Source organism: Ralstonia edaphi, from assembly GCF_958350185.1.
GTDB lineage: Bacteria > Pseudomonadota > Gammaproteobacteria > Burkholderiales > Burkholderiaceae > Ralstonia > Ralstonia edaphi.
In genome coordinates this window covers 480,515-505,323 of the sequence record NZ_CATWHI010000005.1, presented here as the reverse complement: position 1 = coordinate 505,323, position 24,809 = coordinate 480,515, and the positions used below count along the sequence as shown (strand labels likewise).

Annotated in this window: 24 protein-coding genes; 8 read left to right on the top strand and 16 right to left on the bottom strand. The window is 64.9% G+C overall.

The window, feature by feature from the left end; genetic code table 11:
* Positions 1-218 precede the first annotated feature (218 nt).
* From R2669_RS19875 to R2669_RS19830, 10 genes are all read right to left on the bottom strand, one after another.
* Entirely contained in the window at positions 219-1,274 is a 1,056-nt protein-coding gene (locus R2669_RS19875) for a porin (protein ID WP_316876132.1), read from the bottom strand.
* Between the two features lie 48 nt (positions 1,275-1,322).
* Positions 1,323-1,667 carry an L-rhamnose mutarotase gene (locus R2669_RS19870; protein ID WP_316887762.1) on the bottom strand — a complete coding sequence of 115 codons (345 nt, stop codon included), beginning with the start codon at positions 1,665-1,667 and terminating at the stop codon, positions 1,323-1,325.
* A 7-nt stretch (positions 1,668-1,674) separates the two neighbouring features.
* The gene (locus tag R2669_RS19865; RefSeq protein WP_316901800.1) at positions 1,675-2,451 is read right to left on the bottom strand and encodes an SDR family oxidoreductase; all 777 of its coding nucleotides are present in this window, start codon (positions 2,449-2,451) and stop codon (positions 1,675-1,677) included.
* 3 nt (positions 2,452-2,454) lie between these two features.
* Complete coding sequence (locus R2669_RS19860; RefSeq protein WP_316901853.1) at positions 2,455-3,336, bottom strand: L-fucono-1,5-lactonase; 882 nt, start codon at positions 3,334-3,336, stop codon at positions 2,455-2,457.
* 19 nt (positions 3,337-3,355) lie between these two features.
* A complete protein-coding gene (locus R2669_RS19855) occupies positions 3,356-4,633 on the bottom strand; it encodes an L-fuconate dehydratase (RefSeq protein ID WP_147218343.1) in 1,278 nt (425 codons plus the stop codon).
* 41 nt (positions 4,634-4,674) lie between these two features.
* Positions 4,675-5,535: an ureidoglycolate lyase gene (locus R2669_RS19850; protein ID WP_316901799.1), complete on the bottom strand. Its 861-nt coding sequence runs from the start codon at positions 5,533-5,535 to the stop codon at positions 4,675-4,677.
* A 40-nt stretch (positions 5,536-5,575) separates the two neighbouring features.
* Positions 5,576-6,325: an SDR family oxidoreductase gene (locus R2669_RS19845; protein WP_316901798.1), complete on the bottom strand. Its 750-nt coding sequence runs from the start codon at positions 6,323-6,325 to the stop codon at positions 5,576-5,578.
* Positions 6,326-6,466: 141 nt separating this feature from the next.
* Positions 6,467-7,414: an ABC transporter substrate-binding protein gene (locus R2669_RS19840; protein WP_316901797.1), complete on the bottom strand. Its 948-nt coding sequence runs from the start codon at positions 7,412-7,414 to the stop codon at positions 6,467-6,469.
* Positions 7,415-7,567: 153 nt separating this feature from the next.
* Entirely contained in the window at positions 7,568-8,599 is a 1,032-nt protein-coding gene (locus R2669_RS19835; RefSeq protein ID WP_027677438.1) for an ABC transporter permease, read from the bottom strand.
* Positions 8,592-10,097 carry a sugar ABC transporter ATP-binding protein gene (locus R2669_RS19830; protein ID WP_316901852.1) on the bottom strand — a complete coding sequence of 502 codons (1,506 nt, stop codon included), beginning with the start codon at positions 10,095-10,097 and terminating at the stop codon, positions 8,592-8,594. The genes R2669_RS19835 and R2669_RS19830 overlap by 8 nt, the downstream gene beginning before the upstream one ends.
* A gap of 297 nt (positions 10,098-10,394) precedes the next feature.
* Here R2669_RS19830 and R2669_RS19825 point away from each other — a divergent pair, with 297 nt between their 5' ends.
* From R2669_RS19825 to R2669_RS19810, 4 genes are all read left to right on the top strand, one after another.
* On the top strand, positions 10,395-11,102 hold the full coding sequence (locus tag R2669_RS19825) for a FadR/GntR family transcriptional regulator (RefSeq protein WP_027677440.1): 708 nt from the start codon (positions 10,395-10,397) through the stop codon (positions 11,100-11,102).
* 410 nt (positions 11,103-11,512) lie between these two features.
* Positions 11,513-12,520, top strand: a complete 1,008-nt coding sequence (locus tag R2669_RS19820; protein WP_316901796.1) for a zinc-binding alcohol dehydrogenase family protein — start codon at positions 11,513-11,515, stop codon at positions 12,518-12,520.
* A 4-nt stretch (positions 12,521-12,524) separates the two neighbouring features.
* Positions 12,525-13,652 (top strand): mannitol dehydrogenase family protein, encoded by a 1,128-nt coding sequence (locus R2669_RS19815; RefSeq protein ID WP_316901795.1) that lies wholly within the window; start codon positions 12,525-12,527, stop codon positions 13,650-13,652.
* Positions 13,653-13,666: 14 nt separating this feature from the next.
* Positions 13,667-15,178 (top strand): UxaA family hydrolase, encoded by a 1,512-nt coding sequence (locus R2669_RS19810; RefSeq protein ID WP_316901794.1) that lies wholly within the window; start codon positions 13,667-13,669, stop codon positions 15,176-15,178.
* A 19-nt stretch (positions 15,179-15,197) separates the two neighbouring features.
* On the opposite strand, the gene R2669_RS19805 is transcribed toward R2669_RS19810, so the two are convergent.
* Entirely contained in the window at positions 15,198-15,971 is a 774-nt protein-coding gene (locus tag R2669_RS19805) for a DUF2182 domain-containing protein (RefSeq protein ID WP_316901793.1), read from the bottom strand.
* Positions 15,946-16,716, bottom strand: a complete 771-nt coding sequence (locus R2669_RS19800; RefSeq protein ID WP_316901792.1) for a DUF899 domain-containing protein — start codon at positions 16,714-16,716, stop codon at positions 15,946-15,948. Before R2669_RS19800 ends, R2669_RS19805 begins: the two co-directional genes overlap by 26 nt.
* An 87-nt stretch (positions 16,717-16,803) precedes the next feature.
* Between R2669_RS19800 and R2669_RS19795 the strand changes: the two genes are divergently transcribed.
* Together R2669_RS19795 and R2669_RS19790 are read left to right on the top strand one after the other, a co-directional pair.
* Positions 16,804-18,024 carry a helix-turn-helix domain-containing protein gene (locus R2669_RS19795; RefSeq protein WP_316901791.1) on the top strand — a complete coding sequence of 407 codons (1,221 nt, stop codon included), beginning with the start codon at positions 16,804-16,806 and terminating at the stop codon, positions 18,022-18,024.
* A 36-nt stretch (positions 18,025-18,060) separates the two neighbouring features.
* Positions 18,061-18,705, top strand: coding sequence for a Vgb family protein (locus tag R2669_RS19790; protein WP_316887745.1), 645 nt, complete (start codon positions 18,061-18,063; stop codon positions 18,703-18,705).
* 74 nt (positions 18,706-18,779) lie between these two features.
* On the opposite strand, the gene R2669_RS19785 is transcribed toward R2669_RS19790, so the two are convergent.
* The 4 genes from R2669_RS19785 to guaB form a co-directional block, all read right to left on the bottom strand.
* Positions 18,780-18,983 (bottom strand): cold-shock protein, encoded by a 204-nt coding sequence (locus tag R2669_RS19785; RefSeq protein ID WP_027677448.1) that lies wholly within the window; start codon positions 18,981-18,983, stop codon positions 18,780-18,782.
* A gap of 271 nt (positions 18,984-19,254) precedes the next feature.
* On the bottom strand, positions 19,255-20,874 hold the full coding sequence (gene guaA / locus R2669_RS19780; RefSeq protein WP_012761918.1) for a glutamine-hydrolyzing GMP synthase: 1,620 nt from the start codon (positions 20,872-20,874) through the stop codon (positions 19,255-19,257).
* Positions 20,849-21,427: a hypothetical protein gene (locus tag R2669_RS19775; RefSeq protein ID WP_012761917.1), complete on the bottom strand. Its 579-nt coding sequence runs from the start codon at positions 21,425-21,427 to the stop codon at positions 20,849-20,851. Before R2669_RS19775 ends, guaA begins: the two co-directional genes overlap by 26 nt.
* A gap of 123 nt (positions 21,428-21,550) precedes the next feature.
* Entirely contained in the window at positions 21,551-23,014 is a 1,464-nt protein-coding gene (gene guaB / locus R2669_RS19770; protein WP_102067139.1) for an IMP dehydrogenase, read from the bottom strand.
* 154 nt (positions 23,015-23,168) lie between these two features.
* On the opposite strand from guaB, the gene R2669_RS19765 reads away from it, so the two are divergent.
* Positions 23,169-24,113, top strand: a complete 945-nt coding sequence (locus R2669_RS19765) for a DMT family transporter (RefSeq protein ID WP_316901790.1) — start codon at positions 23,169-23,171, stop codon at positions 24,111-24,113.
* A gap of 154 nt (positions 24,114-24,267) precedes the next feature.
* The gene (locus R2669_RS19760; protein WP_316876158.1) at positions 24,268-24,807 is read left to right on the top strand and encodes a DUF4124 domain-containing protein; all 540 of its coding nucleotides are present in this window, start codon (positions 24,268-24,270) and stop codon (positions 24,805-24,807) included.
* The last annotated feature ends 2 nt before the right edge of the window (positions 24,808-24,809 follow it).

Here is a 24,809-nt window from a genome sequence, read left to right as displayed (position 1 = left end):
GCAGCGATCAAAAATCGAGCGGGCATCTTACGCCAGTTGCACAAAGGTTGCCGAGGCACGAAGCGCGTCGCAAATGCGGTTCGATCTGCAGCAGATCCGCTCGCAACGGCCATTCCCGCCGCGCATAGATGCACTCCAAAAAAGAAAAAAACCCGCACAAGTGCGGGCTGACAAGGAGCCGAGCGATCAGGAGGTCACGCTCAGTCAGAAGCCAGACGTCAGAACGAGTGAACGATACCCGTATAGGCACCCAGCTGGTTCTTGCCCGGTGCCGGGTTGTTGTTGGTCGCTTCCACCGAGAAATTGGCGGTGGAGCTGTTCTGCACCGTGCCCACGCTCGCGTACAGCATCGTGCGCTTGGACAGGTTGTAGTTCGCGCCGGCCATGAACAGGTTGGCGTTGCCGCCGCCATGGTTGACGTTGACGCGGTAGGCCGCGCCGATCAGCGTCAGCGCCGGCGTGACTTCGTAGTTGATGCCCAGCCAGTAGTGGTTCGCCTTGGTCGGCGCGCCCGCTGCAGCATCCGGCGCCGACAGGTTTTCATACGCGGCAAACAGCTTCGCCTTGCCGATGGTGTACGTGCCGCCGATCGTCGCTTCCTTCGAGAAGTTGAAGATGTCGCTGAACTTGCCGTTGCCGTCGCGGATCACATCGTAGATCGCGCGCACTTCCAGCGGGCCCGTCTTGTAGACGGCCGATACGCCATCGCGGCGGCTGTTGGTGAAGGAGCCCGGCTGCTCGCCCAGACCGGTCTGCAGGCCGATCTGGAAGCCGCCCCAGGTCGGGCTTTGATATTCGACGATGTTGTTGGCGCCCGGCCAGTTGCGTCCGCGCACCAGCGTGGCCGAGCCGATGAACTGCTGGCCGGTCGGGTCGAGGAACCAGACGTCGTTGCTGATGAAGAGGTTCTTACCGGCCGTCAACGTGCCCCAGGTCGGGCTGGACAGGCCGACATACGAACGGCGATTGAACAGCGCATCGCCGTTGGTCCGGCCCTGCGCCGCGCCGAAGCCGGATTCGAGCCGGAAGAGCGCCTGCAGGCCACCGCCCAGATCCTCCTTGCCCATGAACCCGAACATGCTGGTCCCCCACTGGTTGTCGGCGGCGCGCCAGAGGCTGCCGCCCGGCGAGGTCGCGGTGGGGGCGACGTTGTTCTGGTAGTCGATGCCGCTGGCGACGCGGCCGTACAGCGTGACGTTGGTTTGTGCATGCGCCGCGCCAGCAGCCGCGCACAGGATTGCCGCACACAGCGGCAGGGTGGCTCGTTTCTTCATTGTCATCTCCTCTCTCTGGTGTCATGCCGGCCACGGCCGGAATTGCTTCTACTGCGGTTGCTGTTGCAAATCGAAGATCCGGCGCATCGGCGTCCACTTCTGCCCGGCGGGCGTCCACGGGGTGGGCGCCTGGAACTGCCACATCAGCGCTTCCCATTCGCGGATCTTCGGGTCCGTTTCGGTGGCAAGCGCCATGCGGTCGGCGTCGTAGATGGCGTCGTCGGTCTCCATGAGCATCACCATGCGGGTGCCTAGGCGATAGATCTCCATGCCGGTCACGCCGTGCTTGCGCAGGTGTTGCGCGACTTCGGGCCAGATGCGTTGATGGTGGGCTTCGTACGTGGCGATGACCGCCGCGTCGTCTTTCAGGTCCAGAGCGAGGCAGTAGCGCATGGCAGCCTCACGTCAGGGCACGGTCGAGGTGCGTGTAGCCGCCGTCGACAAACACCCACTGGCCCGTCGTATGCGAGGCCTGCGCAGAGAGCAGGAAGACCGTGGTGCTGGCAATCTCGTCGGCGGTGGTCATGCGCTGGCCGAGCGGAATCTTCGATGTAATCGCCGCGAGCTTGGCATCGGGGTTGTCGAACGTGGCGATCCAGCGTTCATACAGCGGCGTCAGCACCTCGGCCGGAATGACCGCGTTGACGCGCACGCCGTCCGGCGCCAGCGACGCCGCCCATTCCCGTGTCAGCGACAGCTGCGCACCTTTTGCGGCGGTGTACCCGCTCGTATTGCCCTGCCCCGTCAGCGCCGTTTTCGACGAAATATTGACGATGGCCCCTCGGCTCGCTTTCAGGTGTGGCACGCACAGATGTGCCATGACGTAGTAATGGATCAGGTTCTTTTCGAGCGACCGCACAAAGGCGTCGCGGCCGGCGTCCAGGCCCACGCTGTCATTGATGCCTGCATTGTTGACAAGACCATCGATGTGCCCGAACGCGCGCACGGTTTCTTCCACCATGCCCCGGCAGTCGACTTCATCCTCCAGATCGAACTGGAAGAAGCGTGCCTTCGGCTGCCGATGCATCAGTTCGGCTTCAAACGCCGGGGCCATCGGGCTCTTGCCACAGACGACGGGAATGGCGCCCTCGGCTGCCAGTTGCAGCGAGATGGCCGCGCCAATGCCGGCCGCGCCGCCCGTGACGATGACGACTTTGTCTTGCAGATGCAAATCCATGGTTCAAGCCTTGAGTTGCAGGTTGTAGCAGCGGGCGGCGGTGCCACCCCAGAGATCGATGCGTTCGGTGGCGCTGAGCCGCTCTTCGGCCCAGACGTGCAGCACGTCGTACACCGTGCCGTACGACGCCGCCAACTGGCAGACGGGCCAATCCGAGCCGAACATCACGCGACCTGGGCCCAACACGTCGAGTGCCACGTCAAGGCACTGGCGAGCGTGCTGAACGTCGCGCACGGTCACGCCCTTTCGCCAGTCGGCTTCGGTCAGCAAGCCGGAAAGCTTGCACGCGACATGCGGCATGTCCTTGAGCGGTGCCAGCGCGGCCCGCCAGCGCGCCAGGGCCTGTGCGTCACGCTCGAACGCCTCCAGCGGCGGCTTGCCGAGGTGGTCCAACACCAGCCAGTGGTGATCGTGCCGACCGCAGAAATCCACGGCGGGCGCAAGCTGATGACCGAACACCAGCACGTCGTACGTGTAGCCCCAGAGCTGCAGCAGCGCGACGCCCTGCTCGAATGCCGGGTCTGACAAGAACGCCGCGACGTCCGGTTCGTCCTGCACGGTGTGCCGGAAGCCGACCAGCTTGTGGTCACCGCTCCTTGCCTCGAGGCGCGCTTCAAGGTCGGTGGCATGCAGGTCTTCCCAGCCCACCACGCCGACAATCCAGTCGTGCGCAGCGGCGAGTTCGAGCAGGAAATCCGTTTCCTCTCGCACGCCGCGCGCCTGCACGGCGATCGCAGCGTCCAGGCGTTGCGCCCGAAGCTCCGGCAGCAGGTCGGCAGGCAGGCGGTCTTCGGCCAGGGCTTCCATGCCGGGACCGATCCACGAATACGCCTCGGGGCGATAGCGCCAGAAATGCTGGTGCGCGTCTATTCGCGGCACGGGCAGCGCAGGATCCGTCATCGCATCAGCCCCGGAAGCGGTATTGCTCAAGCGATGCCGGTTTCATCGTGATGGAGAAACCGGGAGCCTGCGGCGGCAGATAGGCGGCATTGCGCACCACGCACGGATCGACAAAGTGCTCGTGCAGGTGGTCGACGTACTCGACCACGCGGCCTTCTCGCGTGCCCGACACGCAGATGTAGTCGATCATCGACAGATGCTGCACGTACTCGCACAGGCCCACGCCGCCAGCGTGCGGGCACACCGGCAGGCCGTACTTGGCGGCCAGCAGCAGCACAGCCAGGATTTCATTCACGCCGCCCAGCCGGCACGCATCGATCTGCACAACGTCAATCGCGCCGCGCATGATGAACTGCTTGAAGAGGATGCGGTTCTGGCACATCTCGCCGGTAGCGACCTTGACGGGGGTGACGGCTTCGCGAATCTTGCGATGGCCTTCCACGTCGTCCGGGCTGGTCGGCTCTTCAATGAACCACGGCTTGGCGAAACCGAGTTCGCGCACCCAGTCGATGGCCTCCTTGACGTCCCAGACCTGGTTGGCGTCGATCATCAATTCGCGGTCCGGCCCCAGCACTTCACGGGCGATAGAGACGCGGCGAATGTCATCCTTCAGATCGCGCCCGACCTTGAGCTTGATATGGCGGAAGCCGCTGTCGACCGCCTCGCGGCAGAGGCGGCGCAGCTTGTCGTCGTCATAGCCGAGCCAGCCGGCGGACGTGGTGTAGCACGGGTAGCCTTCCTGCTCCAGCGTGCGGATGCGCACGGCCTTGCCGGGCACCTGTTTGCGCAGCAGCTCCAGCGCTTCTTCGGGCGTGATGCCGTCGGTGATGTAGCGGAAGTCGATGCAGCGCACGAACTCTTCGGGCGTGAGATCGGCCACCAGGCGCCACAGCGGCTTGCCTTCCGCCTTCGCCCACAGATCCCACGCCGCATTGACGACCGCGCCCGTCGCCAGATGAATGGCGCCCTTGTCCGGGCCGATCCAGCGCAGCTGGCTGTCGGACGTGACATGGCGCCAGAAGCGGCCCATGTCTTCACGAATCCAGTCGAGGTCGAGCCCTTCCACCAGATGACGCATCGCCGCGATGGCGGCGCAGCACACCTCGTTGCCGCGACCGATCGTGAAGGTCAGGCCATGGCCTTCCAGGCCCGGCTGGTCAGTCTCCAGGATCACGTAGGCCGCGGAGTAATCCGGGTCCGGATTCATCGCGTCAGAGCCGTCGAGATGCTGCGAGGTCGGAAAGCGCACGTCCAGCACGCGCAGGGATCGGATGATGGTCATGAGTATCGTGTTCGGGATTGCGGAATGCGGAACGCGTGCTTTCAGCCTTGTGCATCCACCGTGCGCTGGCGCTGCTCGCCCAGGCCCTCGATGCCCAGGCGCATGGTCTGGCCCGCGCGCAGGTAGACCGGCGGCTTCTGCCCCAGCCCCACGCCCGGCGGCGTGCCGGTGGAAATCACATCGCCCGGCTGCAGGCTCATGAAGCGGCTCAGATAGCTGACGAGATGCGCCACACCAAACACCATCGTCGACGTCGATCCGTTCTGGTAGCGATGCCCATCCACCTCCAGCCACAGATGCAGCGCCTGCGGGTTGGGCACCTCGTCGGCGGTGACGAGCCACGGGCCGATGGGGCCAAACGTGTCGCAGCCCTTGCCTTTGTCCCACGTGCCGCCGCGCTCGAGCTGATATTCGCGCTCCGACACATCGTTGATGACGCAGTAGCCCGCCACATGCGCGAGCGCATCGGCCTCGCTGATGTACCGGCCGCCCTTGCCGATCACCACGCCAAGCTCGACTTCCCAATCGGTCTTGACCGAGCCGCGCGGGATCTCCACATCGTCGTTCGGGCCGCAGATGGCGCTCGTCCATTTGCCGAAGACGACCGGCTCGGCAGGCACCTCGGCGCCCGTCTCGGCGGCATGGTCGGAATAGTTCAGGCCGATGCAGATGAACTTGCCGACGTTGCCCACGCAGGCGCCCAGGCGCAGGCCCGCTTGCGGTGTGCCATCGACGATCGGCAAGCGGCTGATGTCGAGCGCGCGCAGGCGAGCCAGGCTCTCGGGCAGCAGCGCCGCGCCGGCAATGTCGTCAATCACGCCCGACAGGTCGCGCACTTGACCTTGCGCGTCGAGCAGGCCGGGCTTTTCCTGGCCCTTGGGGCCGTAACGGAGGAGTTTCATCGTGTTGTCGTTATCAGCTACTGCAATCAATCAAGCCAAATCAGTTCGACCAGCCGCCGTCGATCACGCAGCAGGTGCCGGTCGTGAAGCGGGACTCATCCGAAGCGAGGTAGGTCGCCAGCGCGGCAATCTCCTCTGCCGTGCCGACACGGCCCATCGGCTGGCGCGCAACGAAGGCTGCGCGGACGGTGTCGATCGACACGTTCTGCTCGCGCGCCTGCGCGGCAATGCGCTGCTCGAGCGACGGAGACTCCACCGTCCCCGGACAGATGGCGTTGCAGCGGATGCCGCGCGCCACAAAGTCGGCGGCAATCGCCTTGGTCATGCCGATGACGGCGGCTTTGGTGGTGCCATACACGAAGCGGTTCGGCACGCCCTTCACGCTGGACGCGGCGGAGGCCATGTTGATGATCGAGGCGCCGCCGTTGTCGAGCATCTTCGGCAGCAGCGCACGCGTCAGCCGGTACATCGACGTCACGTTGAGCTGCCACGAGAACGCCCAGTCGTCTTCCGAACATTCGAGGATGCTGCCCGGGTGCACGAAGCCCGCGCAGTTGAACAGCGCATCGAAGGCGGCTTCCTCGCGTGCCAGGACGGCGACGGCGTTGGCGTCTGTCACGTCCAGGCGCAGGGTGCGCACGCCGGCGGTCTCTGCCAGCGTGGCCAGCGCTTCTGCGTTGATATCGGTGGCGAGCACCTGCGCGCCCTCTCTTGCAAACATCATCGCGCTGGCCCGGCCAATACCCTGCCCGGCCGCCGTCACGAGGATGCGTTTTCCTTGGAGTCTCATTGCGTCTGCGTTCCGGCGCGGGCCACGTTGGCGATGGTCCGTTCCGGCAATGGAGTGAAAAGCACTGCGCCGTTCAGGAAGGAGATGCAGCCGGCATGGCGGTGAACGACACGCCGCCACGCCCCTTGTCGCGATGCCTCGTCAGTACAGGACGTTCTTGGCTTCAGGCGAATCCAGGTTCTGCTTGTTGACCATCATCACGCCGGTGTCGACCTGCTTCTGTACGGGCTTCTTCTCGATCACGCTGACGACCGTTTCGATGCCCTTGTAGCCCATCTGGTACGAGCTTTGGACAGCGATGGCGCGGATCGTGCCGTCGCGCACGAAGCCCTGCAGATCTTGGTTGCCGTCAAAGCCGATGGCCGCCACCTTGCCGCTCTTGCCGGACTGCTGCAGCGCGCGCCCCATCCCGACGGCCGTCGGCTCGTTCGCACCGAAGATGCCCTTCAAATCGGGATTGGCGGCCAGCACGTCCGTCGTCTGGTTCAGTGCCGTCGCCATCTGCGATTGCGAATAGAACGGCCCGACGACCTGCAGCTTCGAATGCGTCTCGATGTATTTCCTGAAGCCGCCCACGCGGCCGATTTCAGAGCCGGCGCCCGGCACGTACGACATGATGGCGATCTTGCCGGTCTGGCCGACGGCCTCGATCATGGCCTTCGCACACAGCTCACCGGCCTTCGTGTTGTCCGTCGACAGGAACGACTGGTAATACTGCTTGCCGGAATCGGACACCATCGAGTCGATCAGCACCACGGGGATGTGCGCTTCCCACGCTTTCTTCATCGCCGGCACCAGCGCGTCGGGGTCCGACGGCGCGAGCACGATGCCCGCCACATGCCGGTTGACGGCGTTCTCGACCATGTTCACTTCGTCGGCAATGGCCGATTCGGCAGCGGGCCCCTGGAAGGTCATCGTGTAGCCCTTCGCGTTGCCCATGGCGGCCGTCGCGCCTTTCTGAACGTTCTGCCAGTAGTTGGAATTTGCCGATTTCACGATCACGGCAATTTCACCGCCTGCCGCCTGCGCATAGGCAGAGAACAGTGCGCACGTTGCTGCAACCACCGCCAGCACGGAAAGCTTCTTCATGTCTCACTCCTTGGTTTTGGTTTGAACTTCTCGACTTAGAGCCGCCAACAAAACCGCCCTGGCGTCGTTGCGCCTCCCGAGGTGACGAACATTCGGTACTACATGTACTGTCTGCGTCGGCACGCCTAGCCAGGACAATTTTGTTAGCGGCTCTTACAACTTGCGGTTTCTGAGCTGATCGATCCAGACGGTGCCGAGGATGACCACGCCGATGATGATCTGCTGGATAAAACTCGATACGCCGTTCATGTTGAGCCCGTTGCGCAACACGCCGATCACGAACGCGCCGATGGCCGTGCCCGAGACCGTTCCGACACCGCCCATCAGCGACGTCCCGCCGATCACGGCGCTGGCAATTGCATCCAGCTCGTACATCACGCCTTCATTCGGCTGCGCCGTCACGAGGCGAGACATCAGCACGCAGCCCGTCATCCCGGCCAGCAAGCCCGAGAGCACATACGTGAACAGCTTCACGCCCTGCACGTTCACGCCGGACAGGCGCGCCGCCTCCGCGTTCGAGCCGACCGCGTAAATGTGGCGACCGAGCGAAGTCCGTGACAGCAGCACCGACACGGCGACGAACAGCGCCAGCATGATCACCACCGGGTAAGGAATGCCGGGAAAGACCGTGTCCGGAAAGCCGTCTGCGCCGATGTGCGAGATGCGGAACAGTGCGCCGTTGCCGAGTTCGCCAAAGGCGTCGCCCAGGCCCGAGACCGGACGGGCGCCCGTGATCTGCAGGGCCAGGCCGCGCGCGACCAGCATCATGCCCAGCGTGGCGATGAACGGCGGCAGGCCCATCCGCGTGATGCAGATACCGTTGACCCATCCGCACACGGCGCCGACGGCCACACCGGCCAGCATGGCCAGCGGCACCGGCACGCCCATCTTCACGAGCAAGGCGGCCACCACGCCCGAGAGCGCGAGCACCGAACCGACCGACAGGTCGATGCCGCCGGTGATGATCACGCACGTGGCGGCCACGCCCAGGTAGGCAATCGACGTGACCTGCAGTGCGACGGTCATGAAATTGCCGACCGAAAAGAAGGCCGCGCTGGTGGCGGAGAACGCAATCACGAGCGCCACAAGGCTGCCGAGCGCTGCAAACTTCTGGATCAAGTCGCGGTGGTGTTGCTTGCGCTGCGTCTTCACGGGCTGCGGCTGATCTGATGTCATTTCAAGCATGGGTTCGTCCTGATGCGTAATGCAGAATTTCTTCCTGGTTGGTCTTCCGTGTTTCCAGGACTGCGGTGATGCGGCCTTCATGAAAGACGGCAATTCGATCGGTCATGCCCAGCAGTTCCGGCAACTCCGAACTGATCAGCACGACGCCGACACCGTCCGCGGCAAGTTGGTCCATCAATCCATAGATCGCGTACTTGGCGCCCACGTCGATGCCGCGCGTCGGTTCATCGAAAAACAGGATGCGCGAACCGCGATACAGCCACTTGCCGATCACGATCTTCTGTTGATTACCGCCGGAAAGATTGCGCACCGTCTGCCCGACCGACGGCGTGCGGATGTTCAGCTCGCGCACGTAGCGTTGCGCCACGGCGGTCTCTTCGGAAAAGCGCAGGAAGCCGTGCGAGGAAATCGCCCGCACGTTGGCCAGGGTGATGTTGACGGCCACCGGCATCGAGAGCGCCAGCCCGTCCTTCTTTCTGTCTTCCGACAGGTAGGCAATGCCTTGCCGGATCGCCTCGCGCGGCGAACGGATCGTGACCGGCTGATCGCCCATATGGCTCAGCATGATCGAGCCGGAATCGAGCCGCTCGGCACCGAAAATGGCGCGCGCCACCTCCGTGCGGCCCGCGCCCATCAAGCCGGCAAAACCAAGAATCTCGCCCTTGCGCAGCTCGAACGACACCGGGCCGAAGACGCCTGCCCGGCTCAGCGCATTGACACGCAGCAAGACCTCGTCGGTCGGCACCGATTTGCGCGCGGGAAACACATCGTCGAGCGAGCGACCGACCATCCGCGCGACGATCTCGTTGACGCTGGTGGAAGCGAAATCGCTCGTGGCGATATGGCGGCCGTCACGCAGCACCGTCACGCGATCGACGATCTCGGCCATCTCGTCCAGCCGGTGCGAGATGTACAGAATCGCCACGCCGTCAGCGCGCAGCTCCTTGATGATGCGAAACAGCTGGACGGTTTCGGATTCCGTGAGCGAAGACGTCGGCTCGTCCATGATCAGCACACGCGCGTTGAGCGAGAGCGCCTTGGCGATCTCCACCATCTGTTGCTGCGCGATCGACAACGCGCCGACCAGCGTAGTCGGCTCGACGGCCAGACCGATCCGCTGCAGATAGCTGCGTGCGTTCGTGTTGAGCTTGCGGTAATCAATGAACGGGCCGCGCTTGGGCTCGCGCGCCAGGAAGATGTTCTCCGCCACCGACAGATGCGGCACGAGATTCAGTTCCTGATGGATGATGGCGATGCCCGCCGCCTGCGCTTCGGAGGTCGAGGTAAAGCGCACTGCCTCGCCGCAGTAAGTGATGGCACCATCGTCCGCCGTGTACTGGCCGCTGATGATCTTCATCAGAGTGGATTTGCCGGCACCGTTTTCGCCGCAGATGGCATGGACTTCGCCCACACGCAGATCCAGATTCACGCCATCCAGCGCAACGACGCCGGGAAAGCGTTTGCCGATGCGCTGCAAGCACAGGATCTCTTGCGGCATCGACGATCTGGAGCTGCTTACGTGCGTAGGCACGGCATCAGCACTGCTCATCGTGGTCTCCGTTGTGTTGCGCGGCTCTGATCTTCCGCTCGACGCACTGGTAAGTCCAGTTTGGAACGTTTCGATCGGGTCGTGCATTTTTTGGTCAAGCCAATATCACTTATAACGTACCTGCCTGACCACTAGTGCAAACCCTGAACTGCTGCCGACACCAGTGTAGACAACGGCTCGCGGTGCGCATGCTAGACTCGAAACAGACCCCAACGCGGTAATGCCCGCGCCAAAAATCACACCACAATGAAGCAGACAGAGCCAAAGCGGCTTTACCAATCTGTAGCCGCGCAGATCCTCGCGCTGATCCAACAAGAAAAGCTGGGCCCGGGCACACGCCTGCCGCCCGAGCGCGAACTGGCGCAGACGTTGGGCGTGTCGCGACCGTCGTTGCGCGAGGCGCTGATCGCCCTGGAGATTGGCGGCCAAGTGGAAATCCGCATGGGCTCCGGCGTCTACGTGCAAGACGCAAGCGCGGTCAGCGAAAGCGCGGCCATTCCGTCGCTCGGCGAAAGCCCTTCTGAATTGATGCAGGCTCGGGCCGTGCTCGAAGGCGATGTCATCACGCTTGCCACTGGGCGGCTGACGGCCGCCACGCTCGACAAGCTCCAGCGCACCATCGACCGCATGAAGAAACTCGCATCGAGCGGAAAGTCGCCCACCGACGCCGACCGCCAGTTCCACATGCTGATTGCCGAGACCGCCGGCAATTCAGTCCTGAGCCGATTCGTGGCGGAACTGTTCGACAGCCGCCATGACCCGCTCGCCATGGCGATCCGCGACCATGCCGAGGGCGAATCCAGCTGGCATGCAGCCGTGCATGAACACGAAGAGATTCTCAAGGCGCTGCAGGCCGGCGACCCGATCGCGGCGCAAACCGCCATGCGGGCGCACTTGCGGGCGTCGGAAGAACGCTGGATCGCAGGCGCCATTCAGCAAGACGCCCCGCAGTAAGCCCCTTCTCCATGCGCGGCCCGCCTGTGGCTGCGCCCCCCTGCTTGGGCGCATCTACGCCACTCCGCCCGCCTCTCAAAGCGGTCTGACCAAATATCTCACCACCGCGCCTTGCCCCCTTGAAAACAAGGGATTTCCGGCATCAGGGTTTCCCCCCTCCAGGAATTTCACGCGAGATGTTAAATTGGCCTGACCAATAGGTGAGGCCTGTTTGGCATGACCAGTTGTGGGAGCCGCGCACCATTTCCCTCAACTTGGCGCAGTACACGCACGCAATCGCCCTCACCTCATCCCACTCAAGGAGACCGGAAGGTGACTCACCGTTTGTCATTGCCACGCGCCCATACACAACTTATTCAAGGCCCACGCCAGGCGGAGACTGGCGGCGCTACCTCGGCGGGAGCCGCATCATGCTGACCGTCGTTTGCGAAACGCCGGGCACGCTGCGCGCACTGGACCGGCCCGTCCCGAGCCCCGCCGACGGCGAAGTGCTGCTGCGCGTCAAACGCGTGGGCGTGTGCGGCACCGACCTGCACATCTTCACCGGCAATCAGCCTTACCTGAACTACCCGCGCGTGATGGGGCATGAGCTGTCGGGCATCGTCGAACAGGCGCCCGCCGGCAGCGCCCTGAGCAAGGGCGACGTGGTGTACGTGATGCCGTACCTGTCCTGCGGCCACTGCGTTGCATGCCGCCAGGGCCGGACAAACTGCTGCGTCAATATCCAGGTGCTGGGCGTGCATCGCGACGGGGCCTTCACGGAATACCTGAGCGTGCCGCAAGCCTTCGTGCACAAGGCAGACGGCGTCAGTCTCGATCAGGCCGCGATGGTGGAATTTCTGGCCATTGGCGCGCACGCCGTGCGTCGGGCGCAGGTGCGCGCCGGGCAGCGCGTGCTGGTGGTCGGCGCCGGCCCGATCGGCATGGCCGCCATGATCTTCGCCAAGCTGCGCGGCGCGATGGTCACGGCGCTGGACTCCCGCGCGGACCGCCTCGCCTTTGCGACGAAGCAACTCGGCGTGGATGCCAGCGTTGCGCTGGGCGATACCGACGAAGCGCAACTCGCCGCGCTTACGGACAACGAGTTCTATGACGTCGTGTTCGATGCCACGGGCAATCCGAAGGCCATGGAGCGCGGCCTGCGCTTTGTGGCGCATGCCGGCACGTATGTGTTGATCTCGGTGGTGGCGGCCAACATCTCGTTCTCCGATCCGGAATTCCACAAACGCGAGACCACGCTGCTCGCCAGTCGCAACGCCACCACGGAAGACTTTGAAACCGTGCTCGACGCCATGCGCGCGGGCAAGATTCCCGCCGCACTGAACACGCACCGCATGGCGCTGGCGGATGTGCCCAAGCATTTCAAGACGCTGCTCGATCCCGCCGCCGGCGTGGTGAAAGCCATCGTGGAGTGCTGAGCGCATGACGGCGCCGATCCTCCAGTTCGGCACGAGCCGCTTCCTGCAGGCGCACGTCGACTTGTTCGTGTCGGAAGCGCTCGACGCGGGACAAGCGCTGGGCGGCATCACGGTCGTACAGACGACCGCCAACCCGGCCAGTGCCGCGCGTGTGGCGGCGCTTGCCGGCGGCGCGGGTTACCCGGTGCGCATTCGCGGCTTGCGAGACGGCGCACCCGTTGACCAGACTGTCACCTGCCGCGCCGTGCAGCGCGCCTTGCAGGCCGACGCCGATTGGGAGCAACTGCGCGAACTCATGGCAACAGATGTGCAGGTCGTCGTGTCCAACACCGCCGACCAGGGCTACCAGCTCGACCCGCGCGACGATGCCAGCTTGATACAGCAGCCATCGCGCGTGCCGCGCAGCTTCCCCGCGAAACTGGTGGCGCTGCTGCTCGGCCGCTGGCTGCGACAGCCGCAGGCGCCGCTGTCGCTGTTTCCGTGCGAACTGATCGAGCGCAATGGCGACACGCTGTGCGCAACGGTCTGCGCGCTGGCACGGCAATGGGCGCTGCCCGCCGCGTTCGTCGAATGGCTGCGCACACATTGCGTGTGGGCGAATTCGCTCGTAGACCGCATCGTCTCCGAGGCATTGCACCCCGTGGGCGCCGTGGCTGAACCGTATGCCCTGTGGGCCATCGAACGCCGCCCTGGGCTGATGCTGCCCTGCACACACCCGGCCATCGTGCTGACGGATGAACTCGATCATCACGAGCGCCTCAAGCTCTTTCTGCTCAACGCGGGCCACACGTTTCTGGCCGAGCGTTGGCGCGAAGATGCGCACCCCGCCGATATGACCGTCGCGCAGGCCATGGAAGACGCGCGCCTGCGGCCGGAGCTGGAAGCCCTGTGGCACGACGAAATCGTTCCCGTATTCGCAGCGCTGGACAAGCGTGAGGCTGCAGAGGCTTATCTCGTGTTGCTGCGCGAACGGCTATTGAATCCTTACCTTGCCCACCGCCTAGCCGACATCGCGCAGAACCACGCGCAGAAGAAGCAGCGGCGCCTGGCGCCCATCGTCGCGCTCGCGCGGCAGTTGGGATTGCAACTGCCCCAGCCGCGCCTGAACGCCGCGCTGGCCAATCCGAATTGAACCTGCAAAGCATCATGTCCGACGCACCCCTCATCCTTCTTGCCCCTGACGACGACGTGGCCGTCGCGCGCGTGGCGCTCGCGCCCGGCGCAGCACTCAACGCCGGGTTGACCACCCGCGATGCCATTCCCGCCGGTCACAAGGTCGCGTTGCGCGACATCGCAGTGGGGCAGCCGGTGCACAAATATGGGCAGGTCATCGGCGTGGCGACAGCGGCCATTCGTGCGGGCGAGCATGTGCACGTCCACAACATCGGCATGGCGCACTCGTCTGCCCAGCACGCCGTGGGCCACGCGTACCGCGCCACCGTTCCCGTCGACACGCCTGCCACGTTCGAGGGTTACGTGCGGGCGGATGGCCGCGTCGGCACGCGCAATTTCATTGGCGTCATCTCCAGCGTGAATTGCTCGGCCACCGTGTGCCGGCATATCGTGCAAGCGGCCCAGGCAGAGGCGGCTGCATTTCCCAACGTGGATGGCGTGGTCGCCATCACGCACGGCAGCGGCTGCGGCATGGCCGGCAACGGCGAAGGCCTGGAACTGCTGCAGCGCACGCTGCGCGGCTACGCCGACCACCCAAACTTTGCCGGCGTGCTGATCGTTGGTCTCGGTTGCGAAGTCAACCAGGTCGCGCCGCTCGTGCAGATGCTAGGGGCGCGCACACCCGGCCTGTTTGCATCGCTGACGATCCAGGAAGAAGGCGGCACGCGTGAAGCCATTGCGGCCGGCCTGTCCATGCTGCGCGACATGCTGCCGATCGCGAACGAGGCACAACGCAGCACAGTCCCCGCAAGCCACCTCACGGTGGGCCTGCAATGCGGCGGGTCCGACGGCTACTCCGGCATCAGCGCCAACCCTGCGCTGGGCGCCGCGGTCGATTTGCTGGTGCGGCATGGCGGCACGGCCGTGCTGTCTGAAACGCCCGAGATCTATGGCGCGGAACACCTGTTGACCGCACGCGCTGCCACACCTGCCGTGGCCGATGCGCTGATGAACCGGCTGGCCTGGTGGGAGCACTACACCCGCACGCTGGGCGCCGACATGAACAACAACCCTTCGCCCGGCAACAAGGCCGGCGGCGTCACGACCATCCTGGAAAAATCCCTCGGCGCGGTCGCCAAGGGCGGCAGCAGCGGGCTGATGGCCGTGTATGAATACGCGCAGCCGGTGCACGCGCACGGCCTCGTGTTCATGGACACGCCCGGCTACGACCCCGTGTCTGCCACGGGCCAAGTCGCAGGCGGGGCCAACCTGATCTGCTTCACAACGGGCCGCGGGTCCACCTATGGCTGCAAGCCAGTGCCGTCGTTGAAGCTTGCGACCAACAGCACGCTCTATCGGCACATGGAACTCGACATGGACTACGACTGCGGCGGCATCGTCGATGGCCGCCTCAGCATCGCGCAAGCCGGCGAGGCGCTGTTCCAGCTGATGCTGGCCACTGCCTCCGGCACGCGCACCAAGAGCGAACTCAATGGCCTGGGCGACAACGAGTTCGTGCCGTGGCAGCTTGGCGCGGTGATGTAACGCGTGTACGCGGCACGCCTCAGGGCAACGCGGCGCGCAACATCAAGAACAACCCGGCGCCGATGGCAACCGCGCCAACGCAGCGGGCCATACGCTGTCCCGCAGGTGCCAGGCGCTCCAGCGTAATCGCCGCTGACACAGCCGCCATTGCGCGCAGATCCATCACACCGGTCACCAGCAGGATTGCCGTCAGGCTCGCGCACGACGCGGCGCAGCGCAGGCCGAGGCGCAAGCCAAATCGCCATGCAGCGCGCCCAGGCGCCGCCACTGCACGGCACCGTGCAAGCTGGCGCGCCTTCCATGCGCTGAACTGCAGTGCGCCCGCCGCAAGAACAACCGCGCCGCTGGCAAACGGCACCACGTGCGCCAACACCGGCCACGTCATTTCAAGCTGGGCCAACGCAGCACCTAGCGCAAAGACCATCGCACCGACCAGCGCCCACACCGCGAAGTACCCCGCGCCTGCCAACGCCGTCAGCGCATCAACGTTCGGCTTGCCCGTCAGGTAAAGCGCAATGCGATACCGCCGCAGCATTGGCAGCAATGACGGCAGCATCATCGCCATCATCATCCCTGTCCACATGCCAATGAAGGACGCGGCAAAGCTCCACCACGTCCGGCCGCACATCGGCATCCAGGCCATCGGCAGTTCGGTCATGCCCGGCATGGCGTTGCACCACGCTATCGTCGCTGTCGCGCTGGCGATGAACAGCAATGCCGAGACGGCCACGAAGCCGCGCTCGGACACGGCATGCTCGCGCGACGCCTCAACGCTGCTGAGCGTATTCGTCATGGCGACGCCACCAGACACCGGTTTCGTTGCGGCCCAGCGGCGCGCGGTCCAGCCACTGGTATGCGCCCCACAAGCCGTCAAGCCCGCGCGCGTAGGTGGAATACGTGTGATACACGACGCCATCTTCCAGCACGAACGCGCTCATGCCGGGCCGGTCGCGCACGTAGGTGGGCGCATCGGTGCCGCACATGCTGGCGAACTGCTGCACGGGTTCGGGCAAGTCCGATGCATCCATCACGTGGCTGCCGCGCACGTAGTTGTAGTCGGCGCTGCCGGCGCGCTGCTGGTCTTCCGTGATCGAGACGTTGAAGTCGTAGTTGAAATCGCTCCCCACCGACGACGCCCACGGGAAGCCCCAACCCATCCGCTCCCGATACTCGATCAGCTTGGCCAGTGGCCCGCGCGACACCGCCATCAGCGTGACGTCGTGGTTCGCCAGATGCGTGACAAAGCCATCGAAGCCGTCGGCAATCATCGAGCACGATGGGCAGCCCGCCTTGTAGTCGGGCCCGAACATGAAGTGATAGACCAGCAGTTGCGAACGTCCGCCAAACAGATCGGCCAGCGAGGCGTTGCCGTTCTCGGTTTCAAAGCGATAGGTTTTGTCGATGCGAACCCACGGCAGTGCCTGCCGGCGACGCGCGAGTTCGTCGCTGCGGCGCGTGAGTTCCTTCTCGGCCTTGAGCAGTTCAATGCGCTCTGCCAGCCAGGTTGCGCGGGTTGCTGTCGGGTGTGTTGCACTCATGCTTGCCTCCGTTTTTGGGTGAGTGGTCGTGTGCTAGATTAGGCGCCGACCTCGAACGGCGGGAGTGACAAGTGTGGCGGGATTCGAATGGATTCATTGATCACGGCTGCAGCCCGCGCACTCGCCGCCGGTGACCCATTCGGAGCGCTGAACCGCGTCGCCTTGCGTGACGACGCGCCCGCACTCGCCCTGCGCGGCATCGCCATGGCGCAGCTCGGTGACCTGGCCCGCGCCAAGCTGTTGCTCCGTCGCGCAGCCCGTGCATTCGGCGCCCGCGAGGCCGTGGCACGCGCACGCTGCATCGTCGCAGAAGCCGAAGTCGCCCTCGCCTCGCGCGATCTGGGCTGGCCCGCCAAAACCCTCGACACCGCATGCGCCACGCTCGAGGCGCACGGCGATCACGTCAACGCCGCACACGCGCGGTATCTCGGCATCCGGCGCCTGCTGCTGATCGGCCGCCTGGATGACGCCGAGGCCGCGCTCGCTGCGCTAAGCCCGGCGCATCTTCCTCCGGTCTTGCGGGCGGCGCATGCGCTCGTCGTCGCGGGCATTGCCATCCGACGTTTGCAGACCGCCGCCGCACGCGCAGCCTTGAACGACGCCGATCTCGCGGCGCGTCAGGCCGGCATCCCGACGCTCACGGCCGAAGTGGAACGTGCCGCCCAGGCCTTGAGCGCACCGGCTGCGCGACTCATCTCGCGCGGCGAAGAACGGGTCCTGCGTCTCGATGATGTCGAAGCCCTTTTTGCGTCAGACGCGCTGGTAGTGGACGCATGCCGGCTCGCCATCCGGCAGACCGATGCCGTCGTTCCACTTGCCACGCGGCCCGTGCTCTTCACGCTGGCGCGGGCATTGGCTGAGGCATGGCCAGAAGACGTGCCCCGAGACGCCCTCATCGCGCGCGCATTCCGCACCCGGCATCCCGACGACTCGCACCGCGTGCGCCTGCGCGTGGAGATTGGCCGTTTGCGCACGGCGCTGGGTGCGTTGGGCACGGTCAAGGCGACCAAGCGAGGATTCGCACTGCAACCCGATGCTGCGCAAGACGTTGTCGTGCTCGCACAGCCCGTCGACGAGCAATATGCCGCCGTGCTGGCGTGCCTGGCCGATGGGGAATCGTGGTCCAGCTCTGCATTGGCATTGGCGCTCGGGGCCAGCCAGCGCACGGTACAGCGCGCGCTCGACGCATTGGCCGCCGCCGGCAAGGTGCAGTTCTTCGGACGCGGGCGCGCGCGCCGTTGGGTGACGCCGCCGGTACCCGGATTCGCGACCACCTTGTTACTCCCTGCGCCGCTGCCAAGTGACTAGGATGAAGACTCCACAACCGAATCCAGCGAGCCCCACATGAAACGATCCACCGCCGAAGTCGTGCGCGAATACGGCCCCTTCCCCGGCGCTGAAAACGTAGGCGGCGTGACCTACGACGGTCAGCATGTCTGGTTTGCTGCCGGCGGCCAGTTGAAGGAACTCGACCCCGAGAGCGGCAAGGCACTGCGCTCCATCGACGTGCCCGCTCATGCCGGTACCGCGTTCGACGGGCGCCACCTGTTCCAGATTGCCGAAGACCGCATCCAGAAGATCGACCCGCAAACCGGCACCGTGCTCGCCACGATTCCAGCGCCCGGTGCGGGCGGAGACTCAGGGCTCGCCTGGGCCGAAGGCACGCTGTGGGTCGGTCATTACCGCGAGCGCAAGATCCGCCAGATCGATCCGGACACCGGCAAGGTGCTGCGCACCATCGAATCCAACCGCTTCGTGACCGGCGTCACCTGGGTCGACGGAGAACTCTGGCACGCGACGTGGGAAGGCGATACGAGCGAGCTGCGCCACATTGATCCGCAAACCGGTGAAGTGCTGGAGCAGCTTGATATGCCGGCCGGCATCACTGTGTCGGGGCTGGAATCGAACGGTGCCGATCAGTTCTTTTGCGGCGGCGGCACCACGGGGAAGATTCGCGCGGTACGGCGGCCCCGCAAGCAGGCGGCATAGGCGAGCCGTGGCGCATGCGTTTAGCCGAAAAAAAACCCCGCGATGCGGGGTTTTTTCTTGGCAGATGAGAGCGATCAGATCGCTTCGATCTTCGTGGCAGCCGGGCCCTTCTGGCCAACGCCTGCAACGTAGCGAACCTTCTGGCCCTCTTGGAGGGACTTGAACCCGCTGCCCTGAACTTCAGAGAAGTGGGCGAAGAGATCGTTGCCGCCTGCGTCCGGGGTGATGAAGCCGAAGCCCTTGGAGTCGTTGAACCACTTTACTGTGCCGGTTTCCATGTTGGATATCCTAAAAAGTTCTGTATGAGCCTGTGCTCACCAGGCACGACAATCAAGGAAGAAACATGGAGCAAAGGAAGTACCGCGTGGCGTGACGACCCAGAACATCGGAGTAACTGCTTGAAGATCCTGCGGGGATTGGTTCTACAGGTGTTCCGTGGATGTGTCAACAAATATTGCATAGCGCGCCACCTTTGGTCCGCTTGGCGCAGACGTTGAGCAAAAAAAAAGCCCGCGTCATGCGGGCTTCTTTCCACTTGGGGAGAAAACCTCACTCCCACTCAATCGTCGCAGGCGGCTTGCCCGACACGTCGTACACGACGCGGCTCAAACCACGCACCTCGTTGATGATGCGGTTCGACACGCGGCCCAGCAGCGTGTACGGCAGATGCGCCCAATGTGCGGTCATGAAGTCGGTGGTCTGCACGGCACGCAACGCCGTCACGTAGTCGTATGTACGGCCATCGCCCATCACGCCGACGGACTTGATCGGCAGGAACACCGCAAACGCCTGGCTGGTCAGGTCGTACCAGCTCTTGCCGACATCGCCTTCGCCGCAGAGGCCGGCGGCAGCGTCCTGCGCCGTGGCCTTGGTACCGCGCAGCTCTTCGATGAAGATGGCGTCGGCACGGCGCAGCAGGTCTGCATATTCGCGCTTGACCTCGCCCAGAATACGCACACCCAGGCCCGGCCCCGGGAACGGATGGCGATAGACCATTTCGTGCGGCAGGCCGAGCGCCACGCCCAGCTCGCGCACTTCATCCTTGAACAGATCGCGCAACGGCTCGAGCAGCTTCAGGCCGAGCGTTTCCGGCAGGCCGCCCACGTTGTGGTGGCTCTTGATGGTCGTTGCCTTCTTGGTCTTGGTGCCGCCCGATTCCACCACGTCCGGGTAGATCGTGCCCTGTGCCAGCCACTTGGCGTTGCTGAGCTTCTTGGCTTCGGCCTGGAACACCTCGACGAACTCGCGGCCGATGATCTTCCGCTTGGCTTCCGGGTCCGTCACACCGGCCAGGTGGCCGAGGAACTGCTCAGACGCATCCACGTGCACGACCTTGGCGTGCAGGCGGCCGGCGAACATGTCCATCACCATCTTGCCTTCGTCCAGGCGCAGCAGGCCGTGGTCGACGAACACGCAGGTCAGCTGGTCACCGATCGCGCGGTGAATGAGCGCCGCTGCCACGGAGGAATCGACACCGCCCGACAGGCCGAGGATCACCTCTTCATCACCGACCTGCTCGCGGATGCGCTTGACGGCTTCCTCAATGTGGTCGCGCATGATCCAGTCCGGCTTGGCACCGGCGATCTCCAGCACGAAGCGCTCGAGCATCGCACGGCCCTGCACGGTGTGCGTGACTTCCGGGTGGAACTGCACGGCGTAGTAGCCACGCGCCTCGTCGGCCATGCCGGCGATGGGGCAGCTCGGCGTCGAGGCCAGCAGCTTGAAGCCCGGGGGCAGCTCGGCAACCTTGTCGCCGTGGCTCATCCACACCTTGAGCATGCCGTGGCCTTCCGGCGTGGCGAAATCCTGGATGTCCTTGAGCAGGCGGGTGTGGCCATGCGCACGCACTTCGGCGTAACCGAATTCACGGTGGTCGCTCCACTCCACCTTGCCGCCCAGCTGCACGGCCATGGTCTGCATGCCGTAGCAGATGCCGAGCACCGGCACGCCCAGGTCCCACACGGCCTGCGGAGCGCGCAGCTGATGGTCTTCGTAGGTGCTGGCGTGGCTGCCGGACAGGATGATCGCCTTGGGCGCGAACTCGCGCACGAAGGCGTCGGACACGTCGTTCGGATGGATCTCGCAATAGACGTGTGCTTCACGCACGCGCCGCGCAATCAGTTGCGTGACCTGCGAGCCGAAATCAAGGATGAGGACTTTGTCGTGCATGTTGTGGAGGAATGGAATCGGCAATCGTGTCGACTTCAGTGCCGGGGCCGTAGCCCGGAGGCGGCATGTAGCCAGGTTCTTTGCGTTGCGCCTTTTCTGCGCGTTCGCGTTCGCGCGCGGCCGCGGCATCTTCACGGGCCTTCTGCGCGCGCACGCGCTCATGGGTGCGCACGCGGCGCGAGGCGGGAATCTGCACAGCGGAAAACGCGGCCAGCACCGCCGCAAACGTCGGCAGCCAGATGCGGCCTGCGCCGTCCACCGGCAGGTGGAAGAACAGCAACCAGGCGATCACCAGCACGGCGACCGCCAGGTTCACATGACCGACCACCTGCGCCACGGCGGTCGTCAGTTGACCGTTGACGGTGGCGTGCCACAGCAGCCAGGCCACGCCAATCAGCGTGACGCCGAGCAGCTGGCCGTACATCGCAGGCTCCGGCTGCGGCAATTGCAGCGCGCCGAAGATGGACGTCATCGGTGAAGCCAGCAGGACGAGACCGACGCACAGTGCGACAGCCGCATCCAGAAACAGAACGAGTCGCAATAGCGCTTTCATCATCGTCTCCAGTTGCGGGCGGCCGCCCGTGCTTCGGCCGCCGGTTGATTCAGCCGGAGCGCCCGCGCACCCCGGCGGCAGTACTGCTTGCCTTCTATCTTGTTTGCGATGATCGACAAGCGATCAGTCGCGGTGATAGTTCGGCGCTTCCTTCGTGATCTGCACGTCGTGCACGTGCGATTCGTTCATGCCGGCAGCGGTGATCTCGACAAACTGCGCCTTCTCGTGCCATTCGGCAATCGATGCGCAACCGCAGTAGCCCATCGACGAACGCACGCCGCCCGTGAGTTGATGCACGATCGGCAATGCGGAGCCCTTGTAAGGCACGCGGCCCTCGATACCTTCGGGCACCAGCTTGTCGACGTTGGCGGTGTTGTCTTCCTGGAAGTAACGGTCGGCAGCGCCGTCCTTCATCGCGCCTACCGAGCCCATGCCGCGGTAGCTCTTGTACGAGCGACCCTGGAACAGGAACACCTCACCCGGCGATTCATCCGTACCGGCAAACATGCCGCCCATCATCACGGTGTGTGCGCCGGCAGCCAGCGCCTTGGCGACGTCGCCCGAGTAGCGGATACCGCCGTCGGCGATCAGGGGAACGCCGGTGCCCTTCAGTGCCTCGGCCACATTGGACACGGCAAAGATTTGCGGCACGCCCACACCAGCAACGATCCGCGTCGTGCAGATCGAGCCCGGGCCGATACCGACCTTGACGCCATCCGCACCGTGGTCGACCAGCGCCTTGGCAGCGTCGCCCGTGGCGATGTTGCCGCCGATCACCTGCACTTGCGGGTAGTTGTCCTTGATCCAGCGCACGCGGCTCAGCACGCCCTGGCTGTGACCGTGCGCGGTGTCCACCACGATCACGTCCACGCCGGCCTTGACCAGCAAGTCGATACGCAGATCGTTATCCGGGCCCACGCCCACCGCCGCACCCACGCGCAGCGAACCGCGCTCGTCCTTCGACGCCAGCGGGTATTCGGTGGCCTTCTGGATGTCCTTGACGGTGATCAGGCCGCGCAGCTCGAAAGCCTCGCCCACCACCAGCACGCGCTCCAGGCGGTGCTTGTTCATCAGGCGCTTGGCCTCTTCCAGCGAGGCGCCTTCCTTGACGGTGACGAGCTTCTCGCTCGGCGTCATCTTGGCGCGCACCGGGGCGTCCAGTTCCTCTTCGAAACGCAGATCGCGGTTGGTGATGATGCCCACCACCTTCTTGCCTTCCAGCACCGGGAAGCCCGAAATGCCGTGCTGGGCCGACAGCGCCATCACGTCGCGGATCTTCATGTCCGGACCGATGGTGATCGGGTCACGCAGCACGCCCGATTCAAAGCGCTTGACCTTGGCGACTTCGCGCGCCTGTTCTTCCGGCTTCAGGTTCTTGTGGACGATACCGATGCCACCTTGCTGCGCCATGGCGATGGCGAGCCGCGCTTCCGTGACCGTATCCATGGCGGCGGAGACGAGCGGAATGGCGAGTTCGATCGAACGGGTGAGCTTGGTGCGAAGGGACGTATCGCGGGGCAGGACGGCCGAGTAGGCCGGGACGAGCAGCACATCATCGAACGTGAGTGCTTTCTGGACAAGACGCATAGCAATTTCCTCTAGGCGCAAAATCGGATTATACGGGAATTCGCCCCACGGTTGTAGAGACCCGTGCTATGCTCGATAAATTTTTCTTCGCGCACGCACCTCCAGCGCCCTGCGCCGCCAGCGGCCGCGCCGAATCAGCCTCGCGAGTGTTCGAATGGGAATTGGCGTATTGTGCGCCCTGCTGGCCGGGGCGATGTGGGGCATGGTCTTTATTGCGCCCCGCGCGCTGCCCGCCTTTTCACCGTGGGAACTGACCCTCGGCCGCTACCTCGCCTACGGCCTCATCGCGGCCATTGCGGCCGGCCCGATCCTCCCCCGCATTGCCCGCAAGATAACGCGCGCCGATTGCCTGGCGCTCGTCAGACAATCCTGCAGCGGCAACCTTATCTATTACGTACTCCTGGCCTTCGCCGTGCAACTGGCCGGAGTCGCGCCCACCTCGCTGATCATCGGCATCTTGCCCATCACCGTCACGGTCCTGGGGCGGCGGGACCACGGCGCTGTGCCGCTTTCCCGGCTGATCTGGCCGCTGCTCGTGGTGGCTGCGGGCATTGTCTGCATCAATGTCGACCTGTTTGGCCATCAGGCCACCGCTGCGGCGGCCAATGTCCGGCCGATCTGGCAGCGCATTGCCGGCATCGTCTGTGCGACCGGCGCGCTGTGCAGCTGGACCTGGTACGCCGTCGACAACGCCCGCTACCTGCAGCGCAATCCGCATTTTTCCAGCAACGAATGGTCTGCCCTATATGGCATTTCGAGCGGCATTCTGTCGGCAGCGCTGATCACGGTGGCTTTGCTCACGGTGGGCACAGCATGGATGGGCGCCGGCGGGCGCGCCTGGGGCACGTTCTGGGCGGTCAATGCGGCCGTGGCACTTGGCGCGTCGCTGATCGGCAACAACCTGTGGAACATCGCCTCGCGACGGCTGCCGCTCACGCTGTCGGGCCAGATGATCGTGTTCGAGACACTGTTTGCGCTGGCATATGGCTTTGTGTACGACGGCCGCTGGCCACGCCCGCTTGAGATCGCCGCAATCGCCTTGCTGATCCTGGGCGTCGGCTGGTCGGTGCGCTTGCACGCCGACGACAAGTCTGCATAAACTGGGCGCCTTGCCGGGGGGCGAGTCGACAGGCCGAGCCAGGCCGTCGGCGTAGATTGGCGAGTGGCGATCACGCCACCGGGCTCCCGTGCGCGTCGAGGGGCCGTCGTCGGGTCGGCCAGCGCGCCGTCGGCAGTCCACGAACGAGAACTCCATGAAACGACTGCACGTCCTGTTGCCTGCCACTGCTGCCCTGATCGCCCTTGCCTGCCCGGTTGCCCAGGCGCAATGGGCCTGGCAATGGCGCGACGACAAGGGCCACATGGTCTACAGCGACGCCGCACCGCCGCCGTCGGTGCCGCCCAGCCGCATCATCCGCAACCCGAACAGCCGCACGGCGACGGCTTATGAAGCGTTGTCTGCGCCGGCCTCGGGCGTCAAGGCGGCAGACCCGAACGCAGCCGCGAAACCCGGCCAGCCGGCCTCCGGCGTCGCCGCGTCCAACCCGGACGAAGAACTGCGCAAGCGCATGGCCGACCGCGCCAAGAAGGAACAGGACGAGGCCAAGCAGGCGGAGCAGGCCCAGCGCAAACAGGCAGAATGCCAGCGCCTTCGCGCCGACACCGCCTACCTGCAAGGCGGTCGCCGTTATGCCACGCCGCAGCCGGATGGGTCGCTTTCGTATATGGATGACAACCAGCGCGCCCAGGCCATTCAGCGCAACCAGGCCGTGCTGGACCAGAACTGCGGCTAAGA

What these genes read in the sequence shown, in the direction of transcription:
- R2669_RS19875 (WP_316876132.1), bottom strand. Translation starts at nt 1,274, where the DNA reads ATGAAGAAACGAGCCACCCTGCCGCTGTGTGCGGCAATCCTGTGCGCG.
- R2669_RS19870 (WP_316887762.1), bottom strand. Translation starts at nt 1,667, where the DNA reads ATGCGCTACTGCCTCGCTCTGGACCTGAAAGACGACGCGGCGGTCATC.
- R2669_RS19865 (WP_316901800.1), bottom strand. Translation starts at nt 2,451, where the DNA reads ATGGATTTGCATCTGCAAGACAAAGTCGTCATCGTCACGGGCGGCGCG.
- R2669_RS19855 (WP_147218343.1), bottom strand. Translation starts at nt 4,633, where the DNA reads ATGACCATCATCCGATCCCTGCGCGTGCTGGACGTGCGCTTTCCGACC.
- R2669_RS19850 (WP_316901799.1), bottom strand. Translation starts at nt 5,535, where the DNA reads ATGAAACTCCTCCGTTACGGCCCCAAGGGCCAGGAAAAGCCCGGCCTG.
- R2669_RS19845 (WP_316901798.1), bottom strand. Translation starts at nt 6,325, where the DNA reads ATGAGACTCCAAGGAAAACGCATCCTCGTGACGGCGGCCGGGCAGGGT.
- R2669_RS19840 (WP_316901797.1), bottom strand. Translation starts at nt 7,414, where the DNA reads ATGAAGAAGCTTTCCGTGCTGGCGGTGGTTGCAGCAACGTGCGCACTG.
- R2669_RS19835 (WP_027677438.1), bottom strand. Translation starts at nt 8,599, where the DNA reads ATGCTTGAAATGACATCAGATCAGCCGCAGCCCGTGAAGACGCAGCGC.
- R2669_RS19830 (WP_316901852.1), bottom strand. Translation starts at nt 10,097, where the DNA reads ATGCCGCAAGAGATCCTGTGCTTGCAGCGCATCGGCAAACGCTTTCCC.
- R2669_RS19825 (WP_027677440.1), top strand. Translation starts at nt 10,395, where the DNA reads ATGAAGCAGACAGAGCCAAAGCGGCTTTACCAATCTGTAGCCGCGCAG.
- R2669_RS19820 (WP_316901796.1), top strand. Translation starts at nt 11,513, where the DNA reads ATGCTGACCGTCGTTTGCGAAACGCCGGGCACGCTGCGCGCACTGGAC.
- R2669_RS19815 (WP_316901795.1), top strand. Translation starts at nt 12,525, where the DNA reads ATGACGGCGCCGATCCTCCAGTTCGGCACGAGCCGCTTCCTGCAGGCG.
- R2669_RS19810 (WP_316901794.1), top strand. Translation starts at nt 13,667, where the DNA reads ATGTCCGACGCACCCCTCATCCTTCTTGCCCCTGACGACGACGTGGCC.
- R2669_RS19805 (WP_316901793.1), bottom strand. Translation starts at nt 15,971, where the DNA reads ATGACGAATACGCTCAGCAGCGTTGAGGCGTCGCGCGAGCATGCCGTG.
- R2669_RS19800 (WP_316901792.1), bottom strand. Translation starts at nt 16,716, where the DNA reads ATGAGTGCAACACACCCGACAGCAACCCGCGCAACCTGGCTGGCAGAG.
- R2669_RS19795 (WP_316901791.1), top strand. Translation starts at nt 16,804, where the DNA reads ATGGATTCATTGATCACGGCTGCAGCCCGCGCACTCGCCGCCGGTGAC.
- R2669_RS19790 (WP_316887745.1), top strand. Translation starts at nt 18,061, where the DNA reads ATGAAACGATCCACCGCCGAAGTCGTGCGCGAATACGGCCCCTTCCCC.
- R2669_RS19785 (WP_027677448.1), bottom strand. Translation starts at nt 18,983, where the DNA reads ATGGAAACCGGCACAGTAAAGTGGTTCAACGACTCCAAGGGCTTCGGC.
- guaA (WP_012761918.1), bottom strand. Translation starts at nt 20,874, where the DNA reads ATGCACGACAAAGTCCTCATCCTTGATTTCGGCTCGCAGGTCACGCAA.
- R2669_RS19775 (WP_012761917.1), bottom strand. Translation starts at nt 21,427, where the DNA reads ATGAAAGCGCTATTGCGACTCGTTCTGTTTCTGGATGCGGCTGTCGCA.
- guaB (WP_102067139.1), bottom strand. Translation starts at nt 23,014, where the DNA reads ATGCGTCTTGTCCAGAAAGCACTCACGTTCGATGATGTGCTGCTCGTC.
- R2669_RS19765 (WP_316901790.1), top strand. Translation starts at nt 23,169, where the DNA reads ATGGGAATTGGCGTATTGTGCGCCCTGCTGGCCGGGGCGATGTGGGGC.
- R2669_RS19760 (WP_316876158.1), top strand. Translation starts at nt 24,268, where the DNA reads ATGAAACGACTGCACGTCCTGTTGCCTGCCACTGCTGCCCTGATCGCC.